Source organism: Streptomyces peucetius (assembly GCF_025854275.1).
Taxonomy (GTDB): domain Bacteria; phylum Actinomycetota; class Actinomycetes; order Streptomycetales; family Streptomycetaceae; genus Streptomyces; species Streptomyces peucetius_A.
Genome location: NZ_CP107567.1, coordinates 1,415,842 through 1,440,104, shown reverse-complemented (window position 1 = coordinate 1,440,104; position 24,263 = coordinate 1,415,842). Strand labels below are relative to the sequence as shown.

24 protein-coding genes are annotated in these 24,263 nt (G+C 72.1%); 15 read left to right on the top strand and 9 right to left on the bottom strand.

Going from position 1 to position 24,263, the window contains the following annotated elements; translation table 11 throughout:
- The first annotated feature begins 137 nt into the window (after window positions 1-137).
- Window positions 138-1,502 (top strand): transcriptional regulator, encoded by a 1,365-nt coding sequence (locus OGH68_RS06635; protein ID WP_264242387.1) that lies wholly within the window; start codon window positions 138-140, stop codon window positions 1,500-1,502.
- Between the two features lie 51 nt (window positions 1,503-1,553).
- Window positions 1,554-2,084, top strand: coding sequence for an NUDIX hydrolase (locus OGH68_RS06630; protein ID WP_264242386.1), 531 nt, complete (start codon window positions 1,554-1,556; stop codon window positions 2,082-2,084).
- An 81-nt stretch (window positions 2,085-2,165) separates the two neighbouring features.
- Here the strand turns inward: OGH68_RS06630 and OGH68_RS06625 are convergent, their stop codons facing one another.
- Complete coding sequence (locus OGH68_RS06625; RefSeq protein WP_264242385.1) at window positions 2,166-3,026, bottom strand: 3-hydroxybutyryl-CoA dehydrogenase; 861 nt, start codon at window positions 3,024-3,026, stop codon at window positions 2,166-2,168.
- A 173-nt stretch (window positions 3,027-3,199) separates the two neighbouring features.
- Here OGH68_RS06625 and OGH68_RS06620 point away from each other — a divergent pair, with 173 nt between their 5' ends.
- A complete protein-coding gene (locus OGH68_RS06620) occupies window positions 3,200-4,459 on the top strand; it encodes a glycoside hydrolase family 10 protein (protein WP_264242384.1) in 1,260 nt (419 codons plus the stop codon).
- A 134-nt stretch (window positions 4,460-4,593) separates the two neighbouring features.
- Here the strand turns inward: OGH68_RS06620 and OGH68_RS06615 are convergent, their stop codons facing one another.
- Both OGH68_RS06615 and OGH68_RS06610 read right to left on the bottom strand, forming a co-directional pair.
- The gene (locus OGH68_RS06615; RefSeq protein ID WP_264242383.1) at window positions 4,594-4,785 is read right to left on the bottom strand and encodes a DUF1918 domain-containing protein; all 192 of its coding nucleotides are present in this window, start codon (window positions 4,783-4,785) and stop codon (window positions 4,594-4,596) included.
- An 82-nt stretch (window positions 4,786-4,867) separates the two neighbouring features.
- Complete coding sequence (locus OGH68_RS06610) at window positions 4,868-5,764, bottom strand: DMT family transporter (RefSeq protein WP_264242382.1); 897 nt, start codon at window positions 5,762-5,764, stop codon at window positions 4,868-4,870.
- Here OGH68_RS06610 and OGH68_RS06605 point away from each other — a divergent pair.
- Genes OGH68_RS06605 through OGH68_RS06595 form a run of 3 tightly spaced genes read left to right on the top strand, consistent with a single transcriptional unit; the run spans window position 5,763 to window position 8,300 of the window.
- Window positions 5,763-7,208, top strand: coding sequence for a PLP-dependent aminotransferase family protein (locus OGH68_RS06605; protein WP_264242381.1), 1,446 nt, complete (start codon window positions 5,763-5,765; stop codon window positions 7,206-7,208). The genes OGH68_RS06610 and OGH68_RS06605 overlap by 2 nt on opposite strands.
- A 32-nt stretch (window positions 7,209-7,240) precedes the next feature.
- Window positions 7,241-7,693 carry a GNAT family N-acetyltransferase gene (locus tag OGH68_RS06600; RefSeq protein ID WP_264242380.1) on the top strand — a complete coding sequence of 151 codons (453 nt, stop codon included), beginning with the start codon at window positions 7,241-7,243 and terminating at the stop codon, window positions 7,691-7,693.
- A gap of 31 nt (window positions 7,694-7,724) precedes the next feature.
- Window positions 7,725-8,300 (top strand): histidine phosphatase family protein, encoded by a 576-nt coding sequence (locus OGH68_RS06595; RefSeq protein WP_264242379.1) that lies wholly within the window; start codon window positions 7,725-7,727, stop codon window positions 8,298-8,300.
- 103 nt (window positions 8,301-8,403) lie between these two features.
- Here OGH68_RS06595 and OGH68_RS06590 read toward each other — a convergent pair whose 3' ends face one another.
- A complete protein-coding gene (locus tag OGH68_RS06590; RefSeq protein WP_264242378.1) occupies window positions 8,404-9,177 on the bottom strand; it encodes a LysR substrate-binding domain-containing protein in 774 nt (257 codons plus the stop codon).
- Window positions 9,178-9,214: 37 nt separating this feature from the next.
- On the opposite strand from OGH68_RS06590, the gene OGH68_RS06585 reads away from it, so the two are divergent.
- Window positions 9,215-9,637, top strand: a complete 423-nt coding sequence (locus tag OGH68_RS06585; RefSeq protein WP_264242377.1) for a DUF5997 family protein — start codon at window positions 9,215-9,217, stop codon at window positions 9,635-9,637.
- A gap of 139 nt (window positions 9,638-9,776) precedes the next feature.
- Here OGH68_RS06585 and OGH68_RS06580 read toward each other — a convergent pair whose 3' ends face one another.
- Both OGH68_RS06580 and OGH68_RS06575 read right to left on the bottom strand, forming a co-directional pair.
- Window positions 9,777-10,763, bottom strand: a complete 987-nt coding sequence (locus tag OGH68_RS06580) for an NAD-dependent epimerase/dehydratase family protein (RefSeq protein WP_264242376.1) — start codon at window positions 10,761-10,763, stop codon at window positions 9,777-9,779.
- 146 nt (window positions 10,764-10,909) lie between these two features.
- Window positions 10,910-11,776 carry an AraC family transcriptional regulator gene (locus tag OGH68_RS06575; protein ID WP_264242375.1) on the bottom strand — a complete coding sequence of 289 codons (867 nt, stop codon included), beginning with the start codon at window positions 11,774-11,776 and terminating at the stop codon, window positions 10,910-10,912.
- Between the two features lie 161 nt (window positions 11,777-11,937).
- Here OGH68_RS06575 and argC point away from each other — a divergent pair, with 161 nt between their 5' ends.
- From argC to OGH68_RS06550, 5 genes are all read left to right on the top strand, one after another.
- Window positions 11,938-12,966: an N-acetyl-gamma-glutamyl-phosphate reductase gene (gene argC / locus OGH68_RS06570; protein ID WP_264242374.1), complete on the top strand. Its 1,029-nt coding sequence runs from the start codon at window positions 11,938-11,940 to the stop codon at window positions 12,964-12,966.
- Between the two features lie 88 nt (window positions 12,967-13,054).
- Window positions 13,055-14,206: a bifunctional glutamate N-acetyltransferase/amino-acid acetyltransferase ArgJ gene (gene argJ / locus OGH68_RS06565; RefSeq protein WP_264242373.1), complete on the top strand. Its 1,152-nt coding sequence runs from the start codon at window positions 13,055-13,057 to the stop codon at window positions 14,204-14,206.
- Window positions 14,203-15,105, top strand: coding sequence for an acetylglutamate kinase (gene argB, locus OGH68_RS06560; protein WP_264242372.1), 903 nt, complete (start codon window positions 14,203-14,205; stop codon window positions 15,103-15,105). The genes argJ and argB overlap by 4 nt, the downstream gene beginning before the upstream one ends.
- Window positions 15,102-16,307: an acetylornithine transaminase gene (locus OGH68_RS06555; RefSeq protein ID WP_264242371.1), complete on the top strand. Its 1,206-nt coding sequence runs from the start codon at window positions 15,102-15,104 to the stop codon at window positions 16,305-16,307. Before argB ends, OGH68_RS06555 begins: the two co-directional genes overlap by 4 nt.
- Before the next feature lie 7 nt (window positions 16,308-16,314).
- Window positions 16,315-16,851, top strand: coding sequence for an arginine repressor (locus tag OGH68_RS06550; protein ID WP_264242369.1), 537 nt, complete (start codon window positions 16,315-16,317; stop codon window positions 16,849-16,851).
- Window positions 16,852-16,960: 109 nt separating this feature from the next.
- On the opposite strand, the gene OGH68_RS06545 is transcribed toward OGH68_RS06550, so the two are convergent.
- Window positions 16,961-17,548 carry a pyridoxamine 5'-phosphate oxidase family protein gene (locus tag OGH68_RS06545; protein ID WP_264242368.1) on the bottom strand — a complete coding sequence of 196 codons (588 nt, stop codon included), beginning with the start codon at window positions 17,546-17,548 and terminating at the stop codon, window positions 16,961-16,963.
- Window positions 17,549-17,765: 217 nt separating this feature from the next.
- On the opposite strand from OGH68_RS06545, the gene OGH68_RS06540 reads away from it, so the two are divergent.
- Window positions 17,766-18,962: an argininosuccinate synthase gene (locus OGH68_RS06540; RefSeq protein ID WP_264242367.1), complete on the top strand. Its 1,197-nt coding sequence runs from the start codon at window positions 17,766-17,768 to the stop codon at window positions 18,960-18,962.
- Window positions 18,963-19,103: 141 nt separating this feature from the next.
- Complete coding sequence (gene argH, locus OGH68_RS06535; protein ID WP_264242366.1) at window positions 19,104-20,534, top strand: argininosuccinate lyase; 1,431 nt, start codon at window positions 19,104-19,106, stop codon at window positions 20,532-20,534.
- Between the two features lie 282 nt (window positions 20,535-20,816).
- On the opposite strand, the gene OGH68_RS06530 is transcribed toward argH, so the two are convergent.
- Window positions 20,817-22,022, bottom strand: coding sequence for a glycosyltransferase (locus tag OGH68_RS06530; RefSeq protein WP_264249938.1), 1,206 nt, complete (start codon window positions 22,020-22,022; stop codon window positions 20,817-20,819).
- 216 nt (window positions 22,023-22,238) lie between these two features.
- Window positions 22,239-22,781, bottom strand: a complete 543-nt coding sequence (locus OGH68_RS06525; RefSeq protein ID WP_264242365.1) for a hypothetical protein — start codon at window positions 22,779-22,781, stop codon at window positions 22,239-22,241.
- Between the two features lie 118 nt (window positions 22,782-22,899).
- On the opposite strand from OGH68_RS06525, the gene OGH68_RS06520 reads away from it, so the two are divergent.
- Window positions 22,900-24,237, top strand: a complete 1,338-nt coding sequence (locus OGH68_RS06520) for a BTAD domain-containing putative transcriptional regulator (RefSeq protein WP_264249936.1) — start codon at window positions 22,900-22,902, stop codon at window positions 24,235-24,237.
- Window positions 24,238-24,263 lie beyond the last annotated feature (26 nt).

Below are 24,263 nucleotides of genomic sequence, written 5' to 3'. Positions count from 1 at the left end.
GGGAGAGGCAGTTAAGTCAACAGCCCCCGCCCCGGCCCCGGGCAGAGCACACAAGCCGCAGAAAAGCGCACTACTTTCACACCCCGTGCGATTCGCCCTCCACTACCCTGAGCGGACTTGAGTCACCGGAGGGGGCCATGCAGCCCAACACCCTGCTCGACGCACTGCTCGAAGAGGCGGGTTTCTCCCACGCGGGTCTGGCCGCCCGCGTCAACCTGGCGGGCTCGGCCAGGGGACTGTCGCTGCGGTACGAACACACCGCCGTGGCACGGTGGTTGAAGGGGCAGCGGCCCCGCGGCCAGGTGCCCGACCTGATCTGCGAGGTGCTCGCGGGCCGGCTGCGGCGCGTGGTCACGCTCGACGACATCGGTCTCGGCGTACCGGCAGGGGACCGCGCCGTGCCGCACAACTCGTCGCTGTCCGGGTTCGTGGAGCGGGCCACCGCGCAGTGGCGGTACGAGGCCCAGCAGCGGCAGCGGCAGCGGCAGCAGGGCGCACGCGAAGCCCCGGCGCCCGCTGTCACCGGAACGCCCGCCGTGATGCCCGTCTGGGAGTGGGAGAACCCGCCGGAGGACTCGGACGTCTCACGCGAGGGCCGCACCCGTGTCGGCACCGCGGACATCGAGATGCTCCGGGCCGCCCGCGCGCACTACGAGTTGATGTACCGGCGGGCGGGCGGTGTCGCGACCCGCTCCCGCATCGTCGGCTTCCTCAACGCGGAGACCGCACCGCTGCTGCGCGGCTCGTACGGCGACGCGCTGGGCCGTCAACTGCACCGTGCCGCAGGGGGACTGGTGGCGGTGGCCGGTATCTGTTCCTACGACTCCGACGCGCACGGACCGGCCCAGCGCTACTTCCACCAGGCGCTGCGGCTGGCGAAAGCGAGCGGGGACCGGGGGCTGGGCGCGTACGTCGTCGCGCTTCTGGTCAACCAGTCGCTGTTCATGTCCGAGCACCGGCAGGCGCTCGCCTTCGCGGAGGCGGCGCTGCGGTCGGCCGGCCGGCAGATCACCCCGGCTCTGGCCGCCGACCTGTACGCGATGCAGGCCAAGGCGTACGCGCATCTGGGCGACGCCGCCGGCGCGCTGACCTGCATCCGGCGTGCGCAGTCGGAGGCGGGTCGGATCCGCCCCGGTCATGAGCCGGACGAGACCGGTTACGTCCAGCCGGGCCTGGTCGACGTACAGGTCGCCGAGGCGCTGCTCGGTCTGGGCTATCTCACGGCCGCGAGGGCGCACGCGGCTGCCGCCGTCGGCACACCGGCGCACGACCGCGGCCGGGTGCACCGGCTCGCCCTGCTGAGCCAGATCGAGCTGCGACAGGGGGAGGCGGACCGCGCGGCGCGGACCGCGGCGGAGATGCTGGAGCGGGCCAGGGGGATGGAGTCGCAGCGGCTGAGGGACCGGCTGCGGGCGGTGCGTGAGGGGCTGGCGGCGAGCGGTTGTGCCGGCGCGAAAGAGACGGCCGGACTCATCGAGGGGGCGCTGCGCGTTCCCCTATGACCGGGCTCCTGCTGCCATGTTGCCATCTACGTGTCGGAAGGTGGCAGAAACATGCAGTGGACGAACTTGAGCGAACAAACCGTGTACGAGAACCGGTGGTTCAGGGTCAATCTCGCCGATGTCGAGCTGCCCGACGGCCGGCATCTGGACCACTTCCTCGTCCGCCTCCGCCCCGTTGCCGTCGCGACCGCCGTCAACGAGGCCAACGAGGTGCTGATGCTCTGGCGGCACCGGTTCATCACCGACAGCTGGGGGTGGGAGCTCGCCGCCGGTGTCGTCGAGGACGGGGAGGACGTCCGGGCGGCGGCGGCCAGGGAGATGGAGGAGGAGACCGGCTGGCGGCCCGGTCCCCTCCACCATCTGCTGACCGTGGAGCCGTCCAACGGCCTCACCGACGCCCGCCACCACCTCTACTGGGCCGAGGACGCCACGTACACAGGTCACCCCGTGGACGACTTCGAGTCCTCGCGCCGCGAGTGGGTCCCGCTCAAGCTGGTGCCCGACATGATCGCCCGCGGCGAGGTCCCGGCCGCCGGCATGGCGGCCGGGTTGCTGATGCTGCACCACCTGCGGTTCGGCTGACGGCCGGCCTGCCCGGCGGCACCGCGCGGCCCGGCGCCACGGGCCGTGGCACCGCCGGGCCGGGCGGGCGACGCCGACCGGTCAGGAGTACGTGTAGAAGCCGGAGCCCGTCTTGCGGCCGAGCCGGCCCGCGTCCACCATCCGCTGCAGCAGCGGGGGAGCGGCGTACAGCGGCTCCTTGAACTCCGCGTACATGCTGTCGGCGACCGAGGCCACGGTGTCGAGGCCGATCAGGTCGGAGAGCTTCAGCGGCCCCATGGGGTGGGCGCAGCCCATCTCCATGCCGTTGTCGATGTCCTCGCGCGACGCGATGCCCGATTCGAACATCCGGATCGCCGAGAGGAGGTACGGGATGAGAAGAGCGTTGACCACGAAGCCGGAGCGGTCCTGGGCGCGGATCGGGTGCTTGTCCAGCACCTGCTGCACCACGGCCTCCGAACGCTTGATGGTCTCCTCGGAGGTGGTGAGCGCCGGGATCAGCTCGACGAGCTTCTGCACCGGGGCCGGGTTGAAGAAGTGGATGCCGATGACCTGGTCGGGGCGGGAGGTCGCGACAGCCAGTTTCACCAGCGGGATGGAGGAGGTGTTGGAGGCGAGAATCGCGTCGTGGCGGGTCACCACCTGGTCCAGCACCTGAAAGATCTCGGTCTTGACCTGCTCGTTCTCCACGACGGCCTCGATGACGAGGTCGCGGTCGGCGAACTCCCCGAGGTCGGTCGTGAAGCTCAGCCTCTCCAGGGTGGCGTCGCGCTCCTCCTCGCTGATCTTGCCGCGCTCGGCGGCCTTGGAGAGGGAGTTGAACAGCCGGGTACGGCCGATCTCCAGGGCCTCACCCGTGGTCTCGGCCACCTTCACCTCGAGGCCGCTGCGGGCACACACCTCCGCGATGCCCGCGCCCATCTGGCCGCAACCCACTACTCCGACGCGTGCAATGTCGGCCATTGAGTCCGTCACCTCGTGCCTTTCGCTGATCCTTCGGCCGGCAGGTCCCCCGTATGGTTCCGGCGCCCGCCCGACCCCACGACGTTACTCCGGATGTGTGGATGCCCGAGCGCCCGGGGCGGGCATGCTCTGCGGATACGGCGGTGGACACCGAGCCTGACAGAGGTGGACTTATGGGGCGTATCGGCAGAAGAGGGTTCGTGGTGACGGCGGCCGGAGCGCTCGCCGCGTTCGCGGCGGCCGGGGACGCGGCAGGGACCGGCGCCGCTGCCGAGAACCGGCGCCGGGGCCGGGGGCGGCAGACGAAGCGGGAGTTCCGCGGGATGTGGCTCGCCACCGTCGCGAACCGGGACTGGCCCTCGCAGCCGGGCCTGCCGGCCGACCGGCAGCGCGCGGAACTCCTGGCGTACCTCGACACCGCGGTGGACCGCCGGCTGAACGCCGTGGTCCTCCAGGTCCGGCCCACCGCGGACGCCCTGTGGCCGTCGCCGTACGAGCCGTGGAGCCAGTATCTGACCGGCGTCCAGGGCAGGGACCCGGGCTGGGACCCCCTCGGCACGGCGGTGCGCGAGGCGCACCGGCGCGGTCTGGAGCTGCACGCCTGGTTCAACCCGTACCGGGTGGCCACGCACACCGACCCGACGCGCCTGGTCGAGAGCCATCCGGCCAGGCTCCACCCGGAGTGGACGGTGGCGTACGGCGGGAAGCTCTACTACGACCCGGGTGTCCCGGAGGTCCGGCGCTTCGTGCAGGACGCGATCATGGACGCCGTCGTCCGCTACGACGTCGACGCGGTCCACTTCGACGACTACTTCTACCCGTATCCCGTCCCCGACCAGGCCTTCGACGACGACGCGACCTTCGCGCGGTACGGCGGTGGTTTCACCGACAAGGCCGCATGGCGCCGCGACAACATCGACCGGCTGGTGCGGGAGACGGCCGCGCGGATCAAGGCCGTGAAGAAACACGTCCGCTTCGGGATCAGCCCCTTCGGTGTGTGGCGCAACGCCGCGACGGACCCACTCGGATCGCGTACGGAGGCCGGCGTGCAGACCTATGACGACCTGCACGCGGACACCCGGCGCTGGGTAAAAGAGGGGTGGATCGACTACGTCGTGCCCCAGGTCTACTGGAACATGGGCTTCCCGCCCGCCGACTACAAGATGCTCGTGCCCTGGTGGGCGGAGGTGGCGAGAGGCACCGGCGTCGACCTCTTCATCGGGGAGGCCCTGTACAAGGCGGGTGCGCCGGGGCAGCCGGAGGCCTGGCAGGACCCCTCGGAGCTCTCCCGGCATCTCACGTACGCCGAGCGGTACCCGGAGGTCGCCGGTCACTGCTACTTCTCGGCGATGGAGGTCGTGACCGACCCGATCGGCGCGATGACCCGGGTCGTGGCCGACCACTATCCGACCAGGGTCCGGCCACCGGCCTGAACCCGGCCGGACCGCACCCGCAACGACCGCAGCGCCGGACCGGACACAGCCGCACCGACCCGAGGACGCCCCGACCGCAGACGCAACCAGGGTCCGGCCCGCCGGCCCGGCCCTGGTCCGGAGAGGGGGCGGAGTCAGGTCTTCTCGTGGTGCCTGACGACGGTGTCGGGGCCGGGGGACAGGAGCGCCTCGTGCCCGTCCTCGAAGCGGACGCGGAACGGTGGATTGCCCTGGGGCCCCAGTACCTCGACGACTTCGGCGACCTTGTCGTGCTGTCCCACGGTCCTGCCGTGCACCAGCAGCGTGTCGCCCACGTTCGCTTGCATCGGGAGTGACCTCCTCGAAGCGGCTCGATGTGTCGAATGGTCCGTGTTGTCGAGTCTACGGCCGGGGGAGCCCGCTGCACCTTCAGCTGCGTGACCGCTGGGTGACGGCGATGCACACCAGGACGGCGAGGGCGGCCGGCGGGGCCGCGGGCGAGAGGTCCTCGCCGAGCAGCAGCACCGACCAGACGAGGGTGAGCAGCGGCTGGGCGAGCTGGAGCTGGCTGGCCCTGGCGACACCGATCTCGGCCATCCCGCGGTACCAGACGTACAGACCGAAGAACGTGGACCCGGCGGCGACCCAGACCAGCCCGATCACGCCGCGCGCGCCGAGGTGGACCGGCTCGTACGACAGCGCCACGGCGGAGCCGGCGAGCGCGAGCGGCAGGCACAGCACCAGGGCCCAGCCGATCACCTGCCAGCCCGGCATCTGCCGGGCGAGCCGGCCGCCCTCGGTGTAGCCGGCGGCGCACACCAGCAGCGCGCCGAACAGATACAGGTCACCGGCGTGCAGCGCCCCGCCGCTCTCCCGCACCGTGAACGCGATCACGACGGCCGCCCCCGCGAGCGCCGCGGCCCAGAACGTACGGGACGGCCGGCCGCCGGTGCGCAGAGTGGCGAACGCCGCGGTCGTCAGCGGCAGCAGTCCCACGACCACGGCGGCGTGCGAGGTGGTCGACGTCTGCAGCGCGAGCGTCGTCAGCAGCGGGAATCCCACGACCACGCCCGCGGCGACGGTCGCGAGGCCGGCCCAGTGCCGGCGCTCCGGCAGCGGTACGCGCAGCGTCAGCAGGAACGTGCCCGCGACGGCCGCGGCGAGCACGCCGCGCACAGCCGTCAGGGACCACGGGCCGAAGCTCTCGAGGCCCCAGACCGTGGACGGAAACGTCAGGGAGAAGGCGACGATGCCCAGCGCGGCGAGCAGGGTGCCGCTGCTGACCGCTATCGGGGTGTCGGTGGTAGCGCTATCCTGTGCTGTCATGCATGAGCGTAGCAGCGTGGCGGAGCTGGCGTCTTCGCTGAAGAGCGAGCTGAACCGCTACCCGGAAGGTGGAAAGCTGCCGTCGAGCCGGGCTCTGGTCGAACGCTTCCGGGTCTCCCCGGTGACCGTCTCCCGCGCGCTCGCGCAACTCGCCGCCGAGGGGCTCGTCGTCACCCGGCCCGGCGCGGGTGCCTACCGGGCCCGGCCCCGCCCCGACGCGCCGCCCGCCGGCGACACATCCTGGCAGGAGGTCGCCCTCAGCGCCGACGCCGCGGCGGAGGTCGTACCGAGGGCCGTCGACGCGGCCGGTGTCCTCGTCACCCTCGCCGCGCCGCCGCCGGGCGTCGTCGAGTTCAACGGCGGCTATCTGCACCCCTCGCTCCAGCCGGAACGGGCCATGGCCGCCGCGCTCGCCCGCGCCGGGCGCCGGCCGGGGGCCTGGGGCCGCCCGCCCACCGACGGGCTTCCCGAACTGCGCGAATGGTTCGCCCGCGGGCTCGGCGGCACCGTCACCGCCGCCGATGTGCTGGTCACCTCGGGCGGGCAGTCGGCACTGACCACCGCACTGCGCGCGCTGGCGCCGCCCGGCGCGCCCGTCCTGGTCGAGTCGCCCACGTACCCGGGCATGCTCGCCATCGCCCGCGCCGCCGGGCTGCGGCCCGTACCGGTCCCCGTGGACGCGGAAGGGGTACGGCCGGAACTGCTCGCGGCGGCGTTCGGGGCCACCGGCGCCCGGCTCTTCGTCTGCCAGCCGCTCTTCCAGAACCCGACGGGCGCGGTCCTCGCACCGGCGCGGCGCGCCGGCGTGCTGCGGATCGCCCGCGAGGCCGGGGCCTTCGTCGTCGAGGACGACTTCGCCCGCCGTCTCGTCCACGACGACGCGGGGCCGCTGCCCGCTCCGCTGGTGGCGGACGACCACGACGGCGTCGTCGTGCACGTCAGCTCGCTCACCAAGGCCACCTCGCCCAGCCTGCGGGTGGGCGTCCTCGCCGCCCGCGGTCCGGTGCTCGAACGGCTCCGCGCGATCCACGTCGTCGACAACTTCTTCGTCCCCCGCCCCCTCCAGGAAGCCGCGCTGGAACTGGTCGGCGCTCCCGCGTGGAGCCGCCATCTGCGCGCCGTGGCCGCCGAACTCAAGACCCGGCGCGACACCATGACGGCCGCCCTCGGGCTCGAACTGCCCGGACTCTCCCTGCCCCACATCCCCGCCGGCGGGTACCACCTGTGGCTGCGACTGCCGGACGGCACCGACGAGACCGCTCTCGCCGCCGCCGCCCTGCGGGCGGGCGTGGCCGTGGCACCCGGCCGCCCCTACTTCTGCGCCGAACCTCCCGCCGGACACCTCCGCCTGAGCTTCGCGGGCGTGGCGGGCGCGGCCGAGATCGCGGAGGGCGTCCGCAGGCTGCGCGCCGCGCTGGATCCCGTACCGCGGAAAACGCCCTGACAGAACCGCCGGCGCCGTGCGAGCCTCCCGCCATGAGCGCCACGACGTACGGTTCCTACACCATCTCCACCGACCCCGGCCGCCTGGATGTGGCCCGGTCCCATCACTGGCTGTCCACCGACGCCTACTGGGCCATCGGCCGCAGCCGCGAGGCGCACGACCGCGCGGTCGCCGGATCGCTCAACTTCGGCGCCTACGTCACCTCGACCGGTGAGATGGCCGGCTACGCGCGCGTCGTCACCGACCACGCCGTCTTCGCCTACCTCTGCGACGTGTACGTCGACCGGCCCGCCCGCGGCAACGGCCTCGGAACCGCCCTGGTCGCCGCCGTACGCGACCACCTCGTCCCGCTCGGGGTACGCAGGATCCTGCTCACCACCGACGACGCGCACGGCGTCTACGAGAAGGCCGGATTCCGGGCCGTGGAGAATCCCGGGGACTGGCTGGTGCTGCCCCTTCGGTCCTCGCTCCCGGCGACCCCTTGACCTGCGGGGCGCCGGACAGCACCATCACGCCATGAGTGTCCGGGTCACCTTGGTCGCCGCCGCGCGCACCTCCACCCTGCTCACCGAGCGCTTCGACGACGACCGGCCGCTCGACCGGGCGGGGTGGGACGAGGTTCAGCTCGCCGCCCACGCCCTCGTACCGCTCAGCGCCGCCGAGCTGCGCTACTGCTCGCCCACCCCGCGCAGCCGGGAGACCGGGGAGGCCCTCGGCTTCGCGCCGCTGGCGCAGCCCGCGCTGCGGGACTGCGACATGGGCCGCTGGCGCGGGTTCACGCTCGCCGAGGTCACCGCGAGGGAACCCGCCGCCGTCGACGCGTGGCTGGCGGACCCGCGCAGTGCCCCGCACGGCGGGGAGCCGCTGCTGGGTTTCATCTCGCGCATAGGGGGCTGGCTTGACACCCGTCCCGCGCAGGACTGCGGCTCCATCGTCGCCGTGGCCGAGCCGGCCGTCGTCCGGGCGGCGTTCGTGTACGCGCTGCGCGCGCATCCCTCGATGTACTGGAACGTCGACGTCCGGCCGCTGTCGACGGTGACACTGACCGGCGTACCGGGCCGCTGGCACCTGTGCCTCGAAGCCGCCGCCTGAACGCGTCACACCGCGGGCACACCGACGACGTGTCCGTCCCGCACGGCCTGGGCCGTCACGACCCGAGCCGTCACGACCGGGCCCGTTACGACGACCGGAGCGGTTACGACCGGCGGCGGGGTTTGCCGCGCCGGGTTCCCTTGCCGCCCTTGGCGCCGGGAGATCCGGCTCGGGTGCGCTTCGCCGCCGGTTTGCCGGCCGCTGCCTGCCCGCGGCGGGCGCCGCCCGTCGCGGGGCGCTCGGACTTCGGCTGCGCCGCGGCCGGCGCGCGCCCCCGTGTGCTGTTGACGGTCCGCCCGCGGACGATCCCGATGAACTGCTCCACCAGGTCGGTGGTCCCGTCCTCTGGCCACGACAGCGCCACGCTCGAGACCGGAGCGTCGGTGACCGGCCGGTAGGTCAGGTCCCTGCGATGGTGCAGCCGGGCGAGCGACTGGGGGACGACGAGCAGACCCACCCCGGCCGCCACCAGTTCGATCGCGTCGGCCGTGGTCGCGGGGCGCTCGATCGCGGGCCGCCCCGGCAGGCGCTCCCATTCGAGGGTGTCGTCGAGCGGGTGCAGCACGATGTCGTCGGCGAGATCCTCCGCGGTCACCTCGTCGACCGTCGCCACGACGTGGTCCTTCGGGACCACCACGACCGTCGTCTCGGTGTAGAGAGGGATCGCGCTGAGGTCGGTGCGGTCGATCGGCGACCGCACGAGCCCGGCGTCGGCGTCGGTGCGCCGCAGCATTCCGGGTGCGTCGGCCGCGGAGACGGCGACCAGGGTCAGCGGCACGTCGGGCAGCCGCTCGTTCCAGATCCGCACCCACTTGGCCGGCGTCACGCCCGGGACGTAGGCGAGCCTGAACGAAGGGGGTGTTTCCGAGCCTGTCACGCCGCCAGGCTACCGGTCGTGGTCGGAGGTATCGAACATGGTCGATACCCTTGACATCATGACGTCGCACCAGAACACCCAGACGATGAAGCCCGCGACCGCGGCGAAGAAGCTGGGTGTGTACCTCCCGGCCACCCCCACCGAGTTCCAGGAGGGCGTGGTCACGCGCGGCGAGCTGAACGCGCTGCAGGCCGACCCTCCCCAGTGGCTGCAGGACCTGCGCCGCAACGGTCCGCACCCCCGGCCCGTGGTCGCGGCGAAGCTGGGCGTCTCCATCGCCGGCCTCGCGCGCGGCGGGCTCACGGACCCGCTCACCACGGAGCAGATCGACGAGCTGAAGCGGGAGCTTCCCGGCTGGCTGCGGCAGGAGCGTGCCACGCAGGCCGAGGTCCGCAAGGAGGCCGAGCGCATCAAGGCGAAGAACGCGGCGCGGGCCGAGGGGTCCCCCGAGGCGCACTGAGGGACCGCGCCCGCCCCGAACCGGCCCCGCGCCCGCCTGCACCGGCCCCGCGACGGCGGCCGGTGACGCCGGACACGTCCGGCGGGTCTCGGCGACCCGGTGGGACGTGTTCGCGCGGGGAGGCGGAGAGCGGAGAGCCTCAGCCGAGGCCGTCGAGCAACTCGCGCTCACGACGGGCGCTGAGGCCGGCGCGTCGTGCCCGGTCCAGGCCCTGCTCGCGTTCCCACCGCAGGGTGTCCGCCAGCAACTGCGCGCGAGGTCGATGGCGCAGGCCCGCCGCACGCGCCGCCGACCCGCTCCGGGCCGAGAACCCCAGCCAGGCCGGGTCGGCCAGCCACATGGGCAGCGACTCGTCGCCCATGTACTGGGCCACGTCGTTCGCGAGCAGCCAGGCCGGGTCGGCGGTGACCACCGCCCCTGTGTGCCCCCCGGCGGCGCGGGACAGCTCGATCCACCGTGCGAACGGGACGACCGGGCCGACGGCGTCGTACGTGCCGGTCGTCCCCTTCTCGGCTGCGTCGAGCAGCCAGGCGGTCAGGTCCCGCACGTCGACCACCTGCGTCGGCAGTGCCGGCGCGTCGGGTACCAGCACCGGTCCCCGCGGGTCACGGGCGGCCCGGGCCACCCAGTAGCCGGAGCGTCCGCTGTGATCGCCGGGACCTCCGATGAGGCCGGCGCGGGCGATCAGGAGGCGGTCGCCCACGGAGGCCGTCGATGCCTGCTCGCAGGCGGCCTTCGCCTCGCCGTACACCGCCCGGTCGGCCTCGTCGTGCCCGGTGGGGGCCAGCAGGGGCGCGGACTCGTCCGCGTCCGGCGCGGCGTGGGAGGCGTAGGCGCTGACGGAGGAGACGTACGTCCAGTGCCTCGCCCGGCTGCCCAGCGCGTCCAGCGCCGCACGGACGAACCCCGGCTGCCACGACACCTCGACGACCGCGTCCCAGGCACGCTCCAGCAGCGGTGCGTACGCCGAAGGGTCGCGCCGGTCGGCGGCGACCAGCGTCGCTCCGTCCGCGACGTCCCCGCTCTCGCCGCGGGCCAGGCACGTCACCCGATGGCCGCGCTCCATCGCCTGCCGCGACAACTCCCTGCCCACCCATGCCGTTCCGCCAAGAACCAAGATCTCCATACCGACACCCAAGCACCGGGAGCGGCGGCCGCCCCACCCGATCTGCCGAGAGCAGATCCGGTCCGCTGTGACGGAGCGCTTCGGCCGCCTTCCGGGCCGGCCGAAGCACTCGCACGCGCCCGCCCCCCGGGGCTGGGGCACGTCGTTCAGCCCAGCTCGGGCCCCACCGGGAGCCACAGTTCGGCGTCGGCCTCGGTTCCGTCCGGCGACAGACGGGTCCGCAGGATCTCGGGGCCGGGGCGGCTGCGGTACGGGTTCGACGGGAACCACTCGGTGAAAACGTCCCGCCACAGTTCCTGGACGGCCTGCGGTGCCGGCCCGGAGGTGGTGAAGATCGCCCAGGTGCCGGCCGGGACGGCCAGGGCGGTCGTGCCCCCGGGGGCGGCCGCGGAGGTGATCACGCCGTGGTAGTAGTCGAGCTCGGTGCCCTCGGCGCGGCTGGGGTCCAGGTCGTCGCAGACCGCGACGATGCCGTGCGGCTCCTGGTCCGACAGCTTCTCCAGCCGCTCCACGGCTTGCCGTTCGATCCCTCGGACGAAGTCCATGATCGCCTGGTTCGGCCCCGAATGCACCAGTGGTACCCGGGCCTTGAGGCCGACGACGTTGAAGGCCGGCTTGTCCGCGACGCGGTAGCGCATGCTGCTGCTCCCTTCGATGACGAGGCGGAAGGCCATCCGGGGCTGGGAGCTCAGAGCGGCGCCGGTGCGCCGGGCCTCGCCCGGCCCGACGCCGTGCATGGCGCGGAACGCCCTCGCGAACGCCTCGCCCGAGCCGTAGCCGTAGCGCACCGCGATGTCCAGCAGCGGCTCACGCCCCGCGAGCACCTCGGCGCCCGCGAGGGTGAGCCGCCGGCGCCGGATGTATTCCGACAGCGGTATCCCCGCGAGCGCGGAGAACATCCGGCGCAGGTGGTACTCCGAGGTGGCCGCGATGCGCGCCGGCTCGTCCACCTCCACGGTCCGGTCGAGACGGCGCTCGATGTGCTCCAGGGCCTGGTTCAGCCGCTCCAGCATGCCCGGTTCTCCTTCCTTTTGACGATCACCACGCTAGGCAGCGCCCACCAGGCCGGACGCGACATCCTGTGTCCGATCGGGTCGGGTGGGCGCCGCAGGCCAGTCATTGCATAAACCTGCATGGATGCGTATAGTCATGCCATCGATGAGGAGGATTTTCGATGACGGTACGAGTGGCAGTCGCCGGGGCGAGCGGGTATGCGGGCGGGGAACTGCTCCGCCTGCTCCTGGCCCATCCGGAGGTCGAGATCGGCGCCCTGACCGGCAGCTCCAACGCGGGCCGGACCCTCGGCGGCCTTCAGCCGCACCTGCTGCCCCTGGCCGACCGGGTGCTCCAGCCGACCACCACCGAGGTGCTCGCCGGGCATGACGTCGTGTTCCTGGCCCTGCCGCACGGGCAGTCCGCCGCCGTCGCCGAGCAGCTCGGCAAGGACGTGCTGGTCATCGACATGGGGGCCGACTTCCGGCTGAAGGACGCCGCCGACTGGCAGACGTTCTACGGCTCCGAGCACGCCGGCACCTGGCCGTACGGCCTGCCCGAACTGCCGGGTGCCCGCGCCGCGCTGGAGGGGTCCAAGCGTGTCGCGGTGCCCGGTTGCTACCCGACCGCCGTCTCGCTGGCCCTGTTCCCCGCCTACCGGGCGGGCATCGCCGAGCCCGAGGCCGTGATCACCGCCGCCAGCGGGACCTCCGGCGCGGGCAAGGCGCTCAAGCCGCACCTGCTCGGCTCCGAGGTCATGGGCTCCATGAGCCCGTACGGCGTCGGCGGCGGCCACCGCCACACCCCCGAGATGATCCAGAACCTCAGCGCCGTCGCGGGGGAGCGGGTCACCGTGTCCTTCACGCCCACCCTGGCCCCCATGCCCCGCGGCATCCTCGCCACCTGCTCCGCGAAGGCGAAGCCCGGCACCACCGCCCAGGACGTACGGGCCGCGTACGAGAAGGCGCTGGCCGACGAGCCGTTCCTCCACCTGCTGCCGGAGGGGCAGTGGCCCACCACGGCCTCCGTGTACGGATCGAACGCCGTCCTGATCCAGGTCGCGTACGACGAGAACGCCGGGCGCGTCATCGCCATCAGCGCCATCGACAACCTCACCAAGGGCACCGCCGGCGGCGCGGTGCAGAGCATGAACATCGCCCTCGGACTTCCCGAGAGCACGGGTCTTTCCACGATTGGAGTCGCACCGTGAGCGACGCACGTGCAGCCGCCGGGCCGCAGACGAACACGATGCCCGCACTGCTGAGCTGCACGGGCGGAGAAGCGAATGGAGTCGCACAGTGAGCGTGACCGCAGCGAAGGGATTCACGGCGGCGGGTATCGCCGCCGGGATCAAGGAGAGCGGCAGCCCGGACCTGGCCCTCGTGGTCAACACCGGCCCCCGCCGCGCCGCCGCGGGCGTCTTCACCTCCAACCGCGTCAAGGCCGCACCGGTCCTGTGGTCGGAGCAGGTCCTCAAGGGCGGCGAGGTCAGCGCCGTGGTGCTCAACTCCGGCGGGGCCAACGCCTGCACGGGCCCCAAGGGCTTCCAGGACACCCACGCCACCGCTGAGAAGGCCGCCGACGTGCTCGGCCTCAGCGCCGGCGAGATCGCCGTCGCCTCCACCGGCCTGATCGGCGTGCTGCTCCCGATGGACAAACTGCTGCCCGGTATCGAGACGGCCGCCGGCCGGCTCTCCGAGCACGGCGGCGAGAAGGCCGCCATCGCCATCAAGACCACCGACACCGTCCACAAGACGGCCGTCGCGGAGGGTAACGACTGGTGCGTCGGCGGCATGGCCAAGGGCGCGGGCATGCTCGCCCCCGGCCTCGCCACGATGCTCGTCGTCCTCACCACCGACGCCGACCTGGAGGCCGCCGCCCTCGACGCGGCACTGCGCGACGCCACCCGGCAGACCTTCGACCGGGTCGACTCCGACGGCTGCATGTCCACCAACGACACCGTGCTGCTGCTGGCCTCCGGCGCGAGCGGGATCACCCCCGGCCAGAGCGAGTTCGCCGAGGCCGTGCGCGCCGTCTGCGACGACCTGGCTCGGCAGCTGATCGGCGACGCGGAGGGCGCCTCGAAGGACATCCGCATCGAGGTGATCAACGCGGCCACCGAGGACGACGCCGTCGAGGTCGGCCGTTCCATCGCCCGTAACAACCTGCTCAAGTGCGCCATCCACGGCGAGGACCCAAACTGGGGCCGTGTCCTGTCCGCCATCGGCACCACCAAGGCCGCCTTCGAGCCCGACCAGCTCAACGTCGCCATCAACGACGTCTGGGTCTGCAGGTACGGCTCCGTCGGCGAGGACCGGGACCTGGTCGACATGCGCTACCGCGAGGTGAAGATCACCGCGGACCTCGCCGCCGGTGCGGAGTCCGCCGTCATCTGGGCCAACGACCTCACCGCCGATTACGTCCACGAGAACAGCGCGTACTCCTCATGACAGCCACCAGGAAGCACACCGCACTGCCCAAGGCGCAGATCCTCATCGAGGCGCTGCCCTGGCTGACCCGTCACAACGGCAGGACCGTCGTCATCAAGTTCGGCGGCAACGCCATGATCGACGAGGACCTGAAGGCCGCCTTCGCCCAGGACGTCGTCTTCCTGCGCCACGCCGGCCTCAAGCCGGTCGTCGTGCACGGCGGCGGCCCGCAGATCTCCGCCGCGCTCGACCGGCACGGCCTGGTCAGCGAGTTCAAGGCGGGCCTGCGGGTCACCACGCCGGAGGCGATGGACGTCGTACGGATGGTGCTCGCCGGCCAGGTGCAGCGCGAACTGGTCGGCCTGCTCAACCAGCACGGCCCGCTCGCCGTCGGCATGACCGGCGAGGACGCCCACACCATCACCGCCACCAAGCACCAGCCGCAGATCGACGGCGAACTCGTCGACATCGGCCGGGTCGGCGAGATCACCGAGATCGACACCGGCGCCATCGCGGCGCTGCTCACCGACGGCCGCATCCCGGTCATCTCCTCGATCGCGCGCTCCCAGGACGACGGACATGTCTACAACGTCAATGCTGATACGGCGGCTGCGGCTCTCGCTGCGGCGCTGGGCGCCGAGACCCTGATGGTCCTCACGGACGTCGAGGGACTCTACGAGGACTGGCCGAACAGCGACGAGGTGATCAGCCGGCTCACCGCGTCCCAGCTCGAGAAACTGCTGCCGGAGCTGTCCAGCGGCATGGTCCCGAAGATGGAGGGCTGCCTGCACGCCGTGCGAAACGGCGTCAACACCGCCCGGGTGATCGACGGCCGGGTCCCGCACTCGATCCTGCTGGAGATCTTCACCGACGAAGGCATCGGCACCATGGTCGTGCCCGACGGACAGGGGGAAGCATGAGCGACAACGGCAACCAGCGGCTCGCGCAGCGCTGGCAGGGCGTGATGACCGACAACTACGGCACACCGAAGCTCTCCCTCGTCCGCGGCGAGGGGGCCAAGGTCTGGGACGCGGACGGCACCGAGTACACCGACTTCGTCGGCGGCATCGCGGTCAACGCGCTCGGCCACGCCCATCCCGCCGTCGTCGAGGCCGTCACCCGCCAGATCTCGTCCCTCGGCCATGTCTCCAACTTGTACGTGGCGGAGCCGCCCGTCGCGCTCGCCGAGCGGCTGCTCCAGCTCTTCGGGCGCCCCGGCCGTGTCTTCTTCTCCAACTCCGGCGCCGAGGCCAATGAGGCCGCCTTCAAGATCGGCCGGCTGACGGGACGCCGGCACATGGTCGCCACCACCGGCGGCTTCCACGGCCGTACGATGGGGGCGCTCGCGCTGACCGGGCAGCCCGCCAAGCAGGATCCGTTCCTGCCGCTGCCCGGGGACGTCACCCACGTCCCGTACGGCGATGCCGAGGCGTTGCGGGGGGCGGTCACCGAGGGCACCGCATTCGTGATCATCGAGCCCGTCCAGGGCGAGAACGGCGTCGTCGTGCCGCCCAAGGGCTATCTGGAGGCCGCCCGCGCGATCACCCGTGCCACGGGCACGCTGCTGGTGCTCGACGAGGTGCAGACCGGCATCGGGCGGACCGGGCACTGGTTCGAGCACCAGGCCCACCAAGGCGTCGAGCCGGACGTCGTCACCCTCGCCAAGGGGCTCGGCGGCGGCCTGCCCATCGGCGCCACCGTCGTCTTCGGCGAGGCGGCCGACCTGCTCAGGCCCGGCCAGCACGGCACGACGTTCGGCGGCAACCCCGTCGCCTGCGCCGCCGGCCTCGCCGTACTCGACACCCTCGCCGCCGACGGCGCACTCGACTCGGTCAAGCGGCTCGGCGAGAAGCTGCGCGACGGAATCGAGGCCCTCGGCCATCCGCTCGTCTCCCACGTCCGCGGCAGCGGTCTGCTGCTGGGTATCGTGCTCACCGAGCCCCTCGCGCCGAAGGTGCAGCAGGCGGCTCAGGATGCCGGCTTCCTGGTGAACGCCCCCGCGCCCGATGTCGTACGGCTCATGCCGGCACTGACCATCGGCGACGCCGAGGTGGACGCGTTCCTCCAGGCGCTGCCCGGCGTCCTCGAGGCGAGCAACGGGGAAGGACGAACCGGGGAATGAGACGACGATGACCGACGCGCAGGGCAACGAGCACGCCGGGCCGGCCGTGCCGCAGACCCGCACGGCCCGCCACCGCCGGATCGTGGACATCCTCAACCGGCAGCCGGTGCGTTCCCAGAGCCAGCTGGCGAAGCTCCTCTCGGACAGCGGACTGAACGTCACGCAGGCCACGCTCTCCCGCGACCTCGACGAACTTGGTGCGGTCAAGATCCGCAACACCGGCGGCGAGCTGATCTACGCGGTGCCCAGCGAGGGCGGTTTCCGCACGCCGCAGGCACCGCTCGGGGAGTCGGCGAAGGAGGAGCGCATGCGGCGCCTCGCCGGTGAACTGCTGATCTCGGCGGAGGCGTCCGCCAACCTCGTGGTGCTGCGTACGCCGCCGGGGGCGGCGCAGTTCCTGGCGTCGGCCATCGACCAGGCGGAACTCCACGACATCCTGGGGACGATCGCGGGCGACGACACGCTGATGCTGATCAGCCGTGACCCGGCGGGCGGTCAGGCGCTGGCGGACCATCTGCTGCGGCTGGCGCAGAACGACCGGTAGCCGGCACGGACGGCGACCGTGCGACGGGCCCGTGAGCGAACCGCTCACGGGCCCGTCGCACGTTGTGGGCGCGGGCCGTTCGTGGACACGGCCCGCCGGGCGGCCGGCCCTACCGGTCGAGCGGCGGCAGCGGCAGCGGCAGACCGGGCAGGCCGTCGATGCTCGTGGCGATGTGCTCCTTCTTCTCGAAGTAGCCGCCCAGGGACGCGTCGTCCTCCCGCGCGAAACGCCTGCCGTGCAGGTCGCGGTCCTCCTCGTACGCCATGAGGGGCACCGCGTAACCGCAGGTGTCACGGACGAGTTCGGCGGTCACGACGATGACGGCACGCAGCCCGTGCAGGGACGGATCGATGTCGGGGAAGTGGGTGAGCAGTTCCCCGAAACGCGGGTCGTCGCGGAACACCGGCTCGCCGCGGCCATGCACCCGCACGATGTTGGGCGGGCCCTGGAACGCGCACCACATCAGCGTGATGCGGCCGTTCTCGCGCAGGTGCGCGACCGTTTCCGCGTTGCTTCCTGCGAAGTCCAGGTAGGCCACCGTCCGTTCGTCGAGCACGGCGAACGAACCGGTGAGGCCCTTGGGGGAGAGGTTGACCGTGCCGTCGCCCGACAGGGGCGCGGTCGCGGTGAAGAAGACGGGTTGTGCCTCGATGAAGCTGCGGAGTCTGCCGTCTATGTGTTCATAGGTTTTTCCCATGGCCGGATTATCGCGTCTCCATGATCCGGCCGAACGGCTGTTTCACCCGCCGGCACCGCGGCCGTGGCCGGGCATCCCGCGTTCGAAGGGGTGGCCTCGCAGGGGCGACCCGTGCAACCGGACCCCGGCTGACCAGGGGATTTTTCGGTCAATTGACAAACCATACAGAGGTCTGCATAGTTATACCCATCAGCGTATGCACCGTAAGGAGAAACCCGTGACCGAGCGCGTCGTACTCGCCTACTCAGGCGGACTGGACACCTCCGTCGCCATCGGCTGGATCGCCGAGGAGACGGGCGCCGAGGTCATCGCCGTCGCCGTGGACGTCGGCCAGGGTGGCGAGGACCTGGACGTCATCCGCAAGCGCGCGCTCGCCTGCGGTGCGGTGGAGGCAGAGGTCGCCGACGCCAAGGACGAGTTCGCCGAGGAGTACTGCCTCCCCGCGATCAAGGCCAACGCGCTCTACATGGACCGCTATCCGCTGGTCTCCGCACTCTCCCGCCCCACGATCGTCAAGCACCTCGTCGCCGCCGCCAGGAAGCACGGCGCGACCACCGTCGCCCACGGCTGCACCGGAAAGGGCAACGACCAGGTGCGGTTCGAGGCCGGCATCGTCGCCCTCGCCCCCGAGCTCAAGTGCATCGCCCCGGTCCGTGACTACGCGATGACCCGGGACAAGGCGATCGCCTTCTGCGAGGACAAGCAGCTCTCGATCGCCACCACCAAGAAGTCGCCCTACTCGATCGACCAGAACGTCTTCGGACGGGCCGTCGAGACCGGCTTCCTGGAGGACATCTGGAACGGGCCGATCGAGGACATCTACGAGTACACCTCGAACCCGGCCGAGCCGCGGGAGGCCGACGAGGTCGTCATCTCCTTCAAGGCCGGCGTCCCCGTCGCCGTCGACGGCACGCCCGTCACCGTCCTGCAGGCGATCCAGCAGCTCAACGAGCGGGCCGGCGCCCAGGGGATCGGCCGGATCGACATGGTCGAGGACCGGCTCGTCGGCATCAAGTCCCGCGAGGTCTACGAGGCGCCCGGCGCCATCGCGCTGATCACCGCCCACCAGGAGCTGGAGAACGTCACCGTCGAGCGGGAGCTCGCCCGCTACAAGCGGCAGGTCGAGCAGCGCTGGGGCGAACTGGTCTACGACGGTCTGTGGTTCTCCCCGCTCAAGCGGGCCCTGGACGGCTTCATCGACGAGGCGAACCAGCATGTCACCGGCGACATCCGGATGACCCTGCACGGCGGCCGCGCCGTCGTCACCGGCCGGAAGTCCGACGCGTCGCTGTACGACTTCAACCTCGCCACCTACGACTCGGGCGACACCTTCGACCAGTCGAAGGCCCAGGGCTTCATCGAGATCTTCGGCCTGTCGCAGAAGATCGCCGCGCGGCGGGATCTGCGGGCGTAGCCCGACAGGGACCCGGCGTAACCCGCACACGTTGTACAGACCGCCTCCCCCGCACCGCAAGGAGGGGGTGGAGGCACCCACGGGGAACCCCCGGGGAAGGCCGCACATCCACCTCTTTGAGGACTCCAAGGAGTTTCAGCTGTGAGCAGCAACAACGGTGACGTCCGGCTCTGGGGCGGCCGCTTCGCCGACGGCCCCGCCGAGGCGCTGGCCAAGCTGTCCGCGTCGGTCCACTTCGACTGGCGCCTCGCGCCGTACGACATCGCCGGCTCCCGTGCGCACGCCCGTGTCCTCAACAAGGCGGGCCTGCTCACCGACGACGAGCTGACCCGCATGATCGCCGGACTCGACCGGCTCGAAGCGGACGTGGCGTCCGGTGACTTCACCGGCACCATCGCCGACGAGGACGTGCACACCGCCCTCGAGCGGGGCCTGCTGGAGCGGCTCGGTCCCGACCTCGGCGGCAAGCTCCGGGCCGGCCGGTCCCGCAACGACCAGGTCGCCACGCTCTTCCGGATGTATCTGCGCGACCACGCCCGCATCATCGGCGGCCTGATCGCCGACCTCCAGGACGCCCTCGTCGCTCTCGCCGAGGCACACCCGGACGTCGCCATGCCGGGCCGTACGCACCTCCAGCACGCGCAGCCCGTCCTCTTCGCCCACCACGTCCTCGCGCATGTGCAGTCGCTGTCCCGGGACGCGGAGCGGCTGCGGCAGTGGGACGCCCGGACCGCCGTCTCCCCGTACGGCTCCGGCGCGCTCGCCGGGTCCTCCCTCGGGCTCGACCCGCAGGCGGTCGCCGCCGACCTGGGCTTCGAGCGCGGCTCGGCCGGGAACTCCATCGACGGCACGGCCTCGCGGGACTTCGTCGCCGAGTTCGCGTTCATCACCGCGATGATCGGCGTCAATCTGTCGAGGATCGCGGAGGAGATCATCATCTGGAACACGAAGGAGTTCTCCTTCGTCACCCTCCACGACGCCTTCTCCACCGGCTCCTCGATCATGCCGCAGAAGAAGAACCCGGACATCGCGGAGCTCGCCCGCGGCAAGTCCGGCCGCCTCATCGGCAACCTGACGGGACTGCTCGCCACCCTCAAGGCCCTGCCGCTCGCCTACAACCGTGACCTCCAGGAGGACAAGGAGCCGGTCTTCGACTCCTGCGACCAGCTCGAGGTCCTGCTCCCGGCGTTCACCGGCATGACGGCCACGCTCACCGTCAACCGCGAGCGGATGGAGGAACTCGCCCCGGCCGGCTTCTCGCTCGCCACGGACATCGCCGAGTGGCTGGTCAGGCAGGGCGTCCCGTTCCGTGTCGCCCACGAGGTCGCGGGCGAGTGCGTCAAGGAGTGCGAGCAGCAGGGCATCGAGCTGGACCAGCTCACGGACGAGCAGTTCGCCAAGATCTCCGAGCACCTCACGCCCGAGGTCCGCACCGTCCTCGACGTCCCCGGCGCCCTTGCCTCCCGCAACGGCCGCGGCGGCACGGCCCCCTCGGCCGTCCGGATCCAGCTCAACGAGGTCAAGGCCGACCTGGTGGTACAGCACGCCTGGGCCTCGGCGAAGCAGAAGTAGCCCGCGTCCCACCGTGCCGCCGCTGCCCGCCCGGCCGGTACACCACCGGTGTACCGGCCGGGCGGGCGGGCAGCGGGTGTCGGTCCGGGCGGGGTCAGGACCTGGCCTGGGCGCGGTCCCCGACGATCGTGAAGCTCCGGGACGGGCACCGGAGCAGCAGCATCTGCCACTCCCCGTCGGTCAGTTCCTGCGCCTCGTCCACGACGACGTGCGCGAACGGGCCGGCCAGCAGGTCCGGATCGGTGCCGGGCAGGGCGCTCTTGTCGACCCGGGGAGACGTACTCAGCCGGCTTCGTCGAGCAGCAGCTTCGCGGCCACCGTCGTCCCGTCGGCGCGGATCGTGCCGGCCACGGCCTCGGCCCGTACGCGGGTTCCGGGGTCCAGGGCGGTGCCGAGCGCGGCCGACAGGGACTCGAACGTCGGCGTCGGGCCGTCGTGTGCCGCGCCGGTGCCCAACTCGGCCACCCGGCCCGCCCAGTACGGCTGGTCGGCCGCCTGGGGCACCACCACCTGAGGCGCACCGGCCCGGGCGGCCGTCGTCGTGGTGCCGGCGCCGCCGTGATGCACGACGGCGGCCACCCGGCCGAACAGGGCCTGGTGGTTGACCTCGCCGACGGCGAAGCAGTCGTCCCGGTCGTCGACCGGGACAAGGCCGGCCCAGCCGCGGGAGACGAGCACGCGGTGACCGTGCGCGCGGACCACCTCGACGGCCACCCGGGCGACGTCCGCCGACGCGTGCATGGGCATGCTGCCGAAACCCACGTACACCGGTGGTGCCCCGGCGTCCAGGAACGCCTCCAAGTCGTCCGGCAGCGGGCGTTCGTCCGGCAGGATCCACGCGCCGGTCTGCACGACGTCGAGGTCCGGCGTCCCGCGCCACGGGTCCAGGGCCGGGTCCGTCGCCAGCCACGGCCGGTCGCCGAGGACGTAGTCGCGGACGTTGTCCACGGACGGCAGGCCGATCGACGCCCGGTGGAGGTTGAGTCCCTCACCGAACAGCGCGTTGACGTTCTCGGCGTCCAGGTCCCACAGCGCCCGGTTGTCGGTCACCTCCGGGGGGAGCGGCCGGCCCGGATACGCGAGCGGCGGGCGGTGCGGCGACGGCAGAGTGAGCTGCTGGAAGGTCACGGACACGGAGCGGATGCCCAGTTTCTCGGCCACCGAGAGCGCGGCGGCCGCGGCGGGCAGCACACCGGTCGCCACCAGCACATCGCATCCCCCGGCTGCCGCGGTGACCGCGTCGAGCTGACCGGCGATCAGCCGGGCCGCGCGCTCGGGCAGGGACGGGGGCGGCGGCGCCGCCTTCGTCAGCGAACGCGCCGACGGGCCGGCCGGCACCAGCGGCACGCCGACACCGGCCAGCCGCTGCGCGAAGTCCTCGTCCGGCGGCGCGCACACCCGCACCTCGGCGCCGAGTGCCCGCAACCGCACCGCGAGTCCCACGAGCGGTTCGACATCCCCGCGCGACCCGTACGTCGACAACAACACACGCACTGTGTGGCTCCCATTTCCGCAGGTCCCTGGCTCAGGCGGGCAATTCTGCGGTACCACCGGGGCCTTGTAGCAAGGCCCCCGGTGCGCTATAAGTTGAGAGTGGCAAGGAGTGTGTGTGCTTTTTTGCCTCTGAGGTCGTCCGCAGTGAACGGACGACCTCCTCCTCCGACCACCTCCTCCGACTCGTCGCGAAGCGACGCCGTGTACGGCTCAGTCGATCTGGTCGCAGATGTCCGTCGTCGTCCCGTGGGCCATGGTCACGGTCTTGTAGCCGGACGAGCTGATGTCCAGGGTGTACACGCCGTCGATGATGTACAGGCCCCGCTCCAGATTGCCGGCGTCCTCCCCGACCCCGACGAGAACCGGTCCCAGCACCGACCAGAACTGGGAGCCGTCGCTGCGGTAGTCGACGACCGCGGTGCCGCTCGCGTCCGCATCGTAGGCGGCGCCCGTGTCCTTGTTGGTGACCCGTACGACCAGGTCACCCTTGTACGCGACGAGATTCGGCGAACCGTCCGGGTGGGTGCTCAGTACGCGCTTCACCACCTCGTCGACGATCTGTTCGCCGTGGATGGCGAAGTCGCAGCGCAGCCCCGCGGCGACGTCCCAGGGCGCGGACGGCGCCGGCTCCCAGCCGAGACCGAGGCCGAGGGCGGGGGCGGGTGCGGGGACGGGCTCCGCGGCCGAGACCGGAGCCGCGCCCGTCAGCGCGGTGGCGGCAACTGCCGTCAGGGCAACAAAGGTGCGTCGCATGTCATCACTCCTGGAGTCCGGGGCCGACTGTCTCGGACAGAGCGTGACCCCGGCGTCTGACCACGCTCTCACCACCGCCTGGGCACCGGTGATGCCGCCGGTTAGGCTCGCCGGTGCCATGGAGTTCCAGCTGCTGGGCCCGTTCGAGGCCCGTCACGAAGGAGAGCGGGTCCTGACGGGAACCCGCCGCCAGGAACGCTGTCTGCTGTCGGCCCTGCTGCTGGGAGCGGGCCGGGTGGTGACCACCGGACGCATCATCGACCTGCTGTGGGACGGCGGCCCGCCCGCCTCCGCGCGCGGCACCGTCCACACCTACATCGGCCGGCTCCGGGCCCGGCTGCGTCCGTACGGGCTGCGCGTCGACACCCGGCACGACGGCTATGTCCTCGACCCGGGCGGACACACGATCGACGCCCAGGACTTCACAGAGCTCGTCCGCCGTGCCGGGAGCGCCGGCGACGGCGCGGAGCGCGTACGCCTGTACGACAGGGCCCTCGCGCTCTGGCGAGGGCCGCTGCTGGCCGACGACGCCGACGACCGTCTGCGCGAACGGCTGGGCGGGCCGCTCGGCGAACTGCGGCTGTCCGCGTTGGAGCAGCGCGCGGAGGCCCAGCTCGAACTCGGCGCGCACGACCGGGTCGTGGCCGACCTGACACCCCTCGCCGGTGCGCACCCGGGCCGGGAGCGGCTGGTCGCGGCGCAGATGACGGGCCTGTATCGCAGTGGACGGCAGGCGGAGGCGCTGGAGCTGTACCGTGCCACCCGCACGGCACTCGTGACCCGCCTGGGCATCGAGCCCGGCGACCGGCTGAGCACCCTGCACGACCGCATCCTGCGCGGCGACCCGCGGCTGAACCGGCCGGCTCCGCCCGTGTACGCGGTGCGGGTGGGCGAGGAATGGCTGCCGTGGAGCACGAGCGGCGAGCCGGCCCTCGAGTTCTGCAACACCTATGCCGGCTGGAACAGCCTGCCGCGGCCCGGCTCCGAGTGGCTGCGCACCTACCGCACCCTCGCCGTGTGGGCCGGGCATCTGGACCTCGCGGAAAACTGGCTGGTGGCCGGGCTGCTCAAGCAGGCGCGGCAGCGTCCGCAGGAGGCGAACGCGGTCCTGGAGGAGGGACGGGAGCTCCGTGCGCGGCTGTACGCCTGTCTGACCGATCCGCAGGACGGGCGGGCGTTCAAGGCGGTGGCCGATGCCGCGGAGGACGCCGCGAAGGTGTCCGTGTTCGTCCGCGGCGAGGACCGGCTCGGCCGCTGGCGGCTGTCGCCGTCCGCCGGTCTGCGGCTGCCGGTCCTCGCTGTGGCCCGCAGCGCCTCGGAGCTGCTGGGCGACCCGCGGCGATTCACCGTCCGCGCCTGTCCGGGGAAGGGCTGCGGCTGGCTGTTCCCGGACCACAGCGGGCGACGCAGATGGTGCAGCCTCGGGACCTGCGGTAAGGAGACGTCCGGGTCCTGAATGAGACAGTGATGTCTCACATAGTC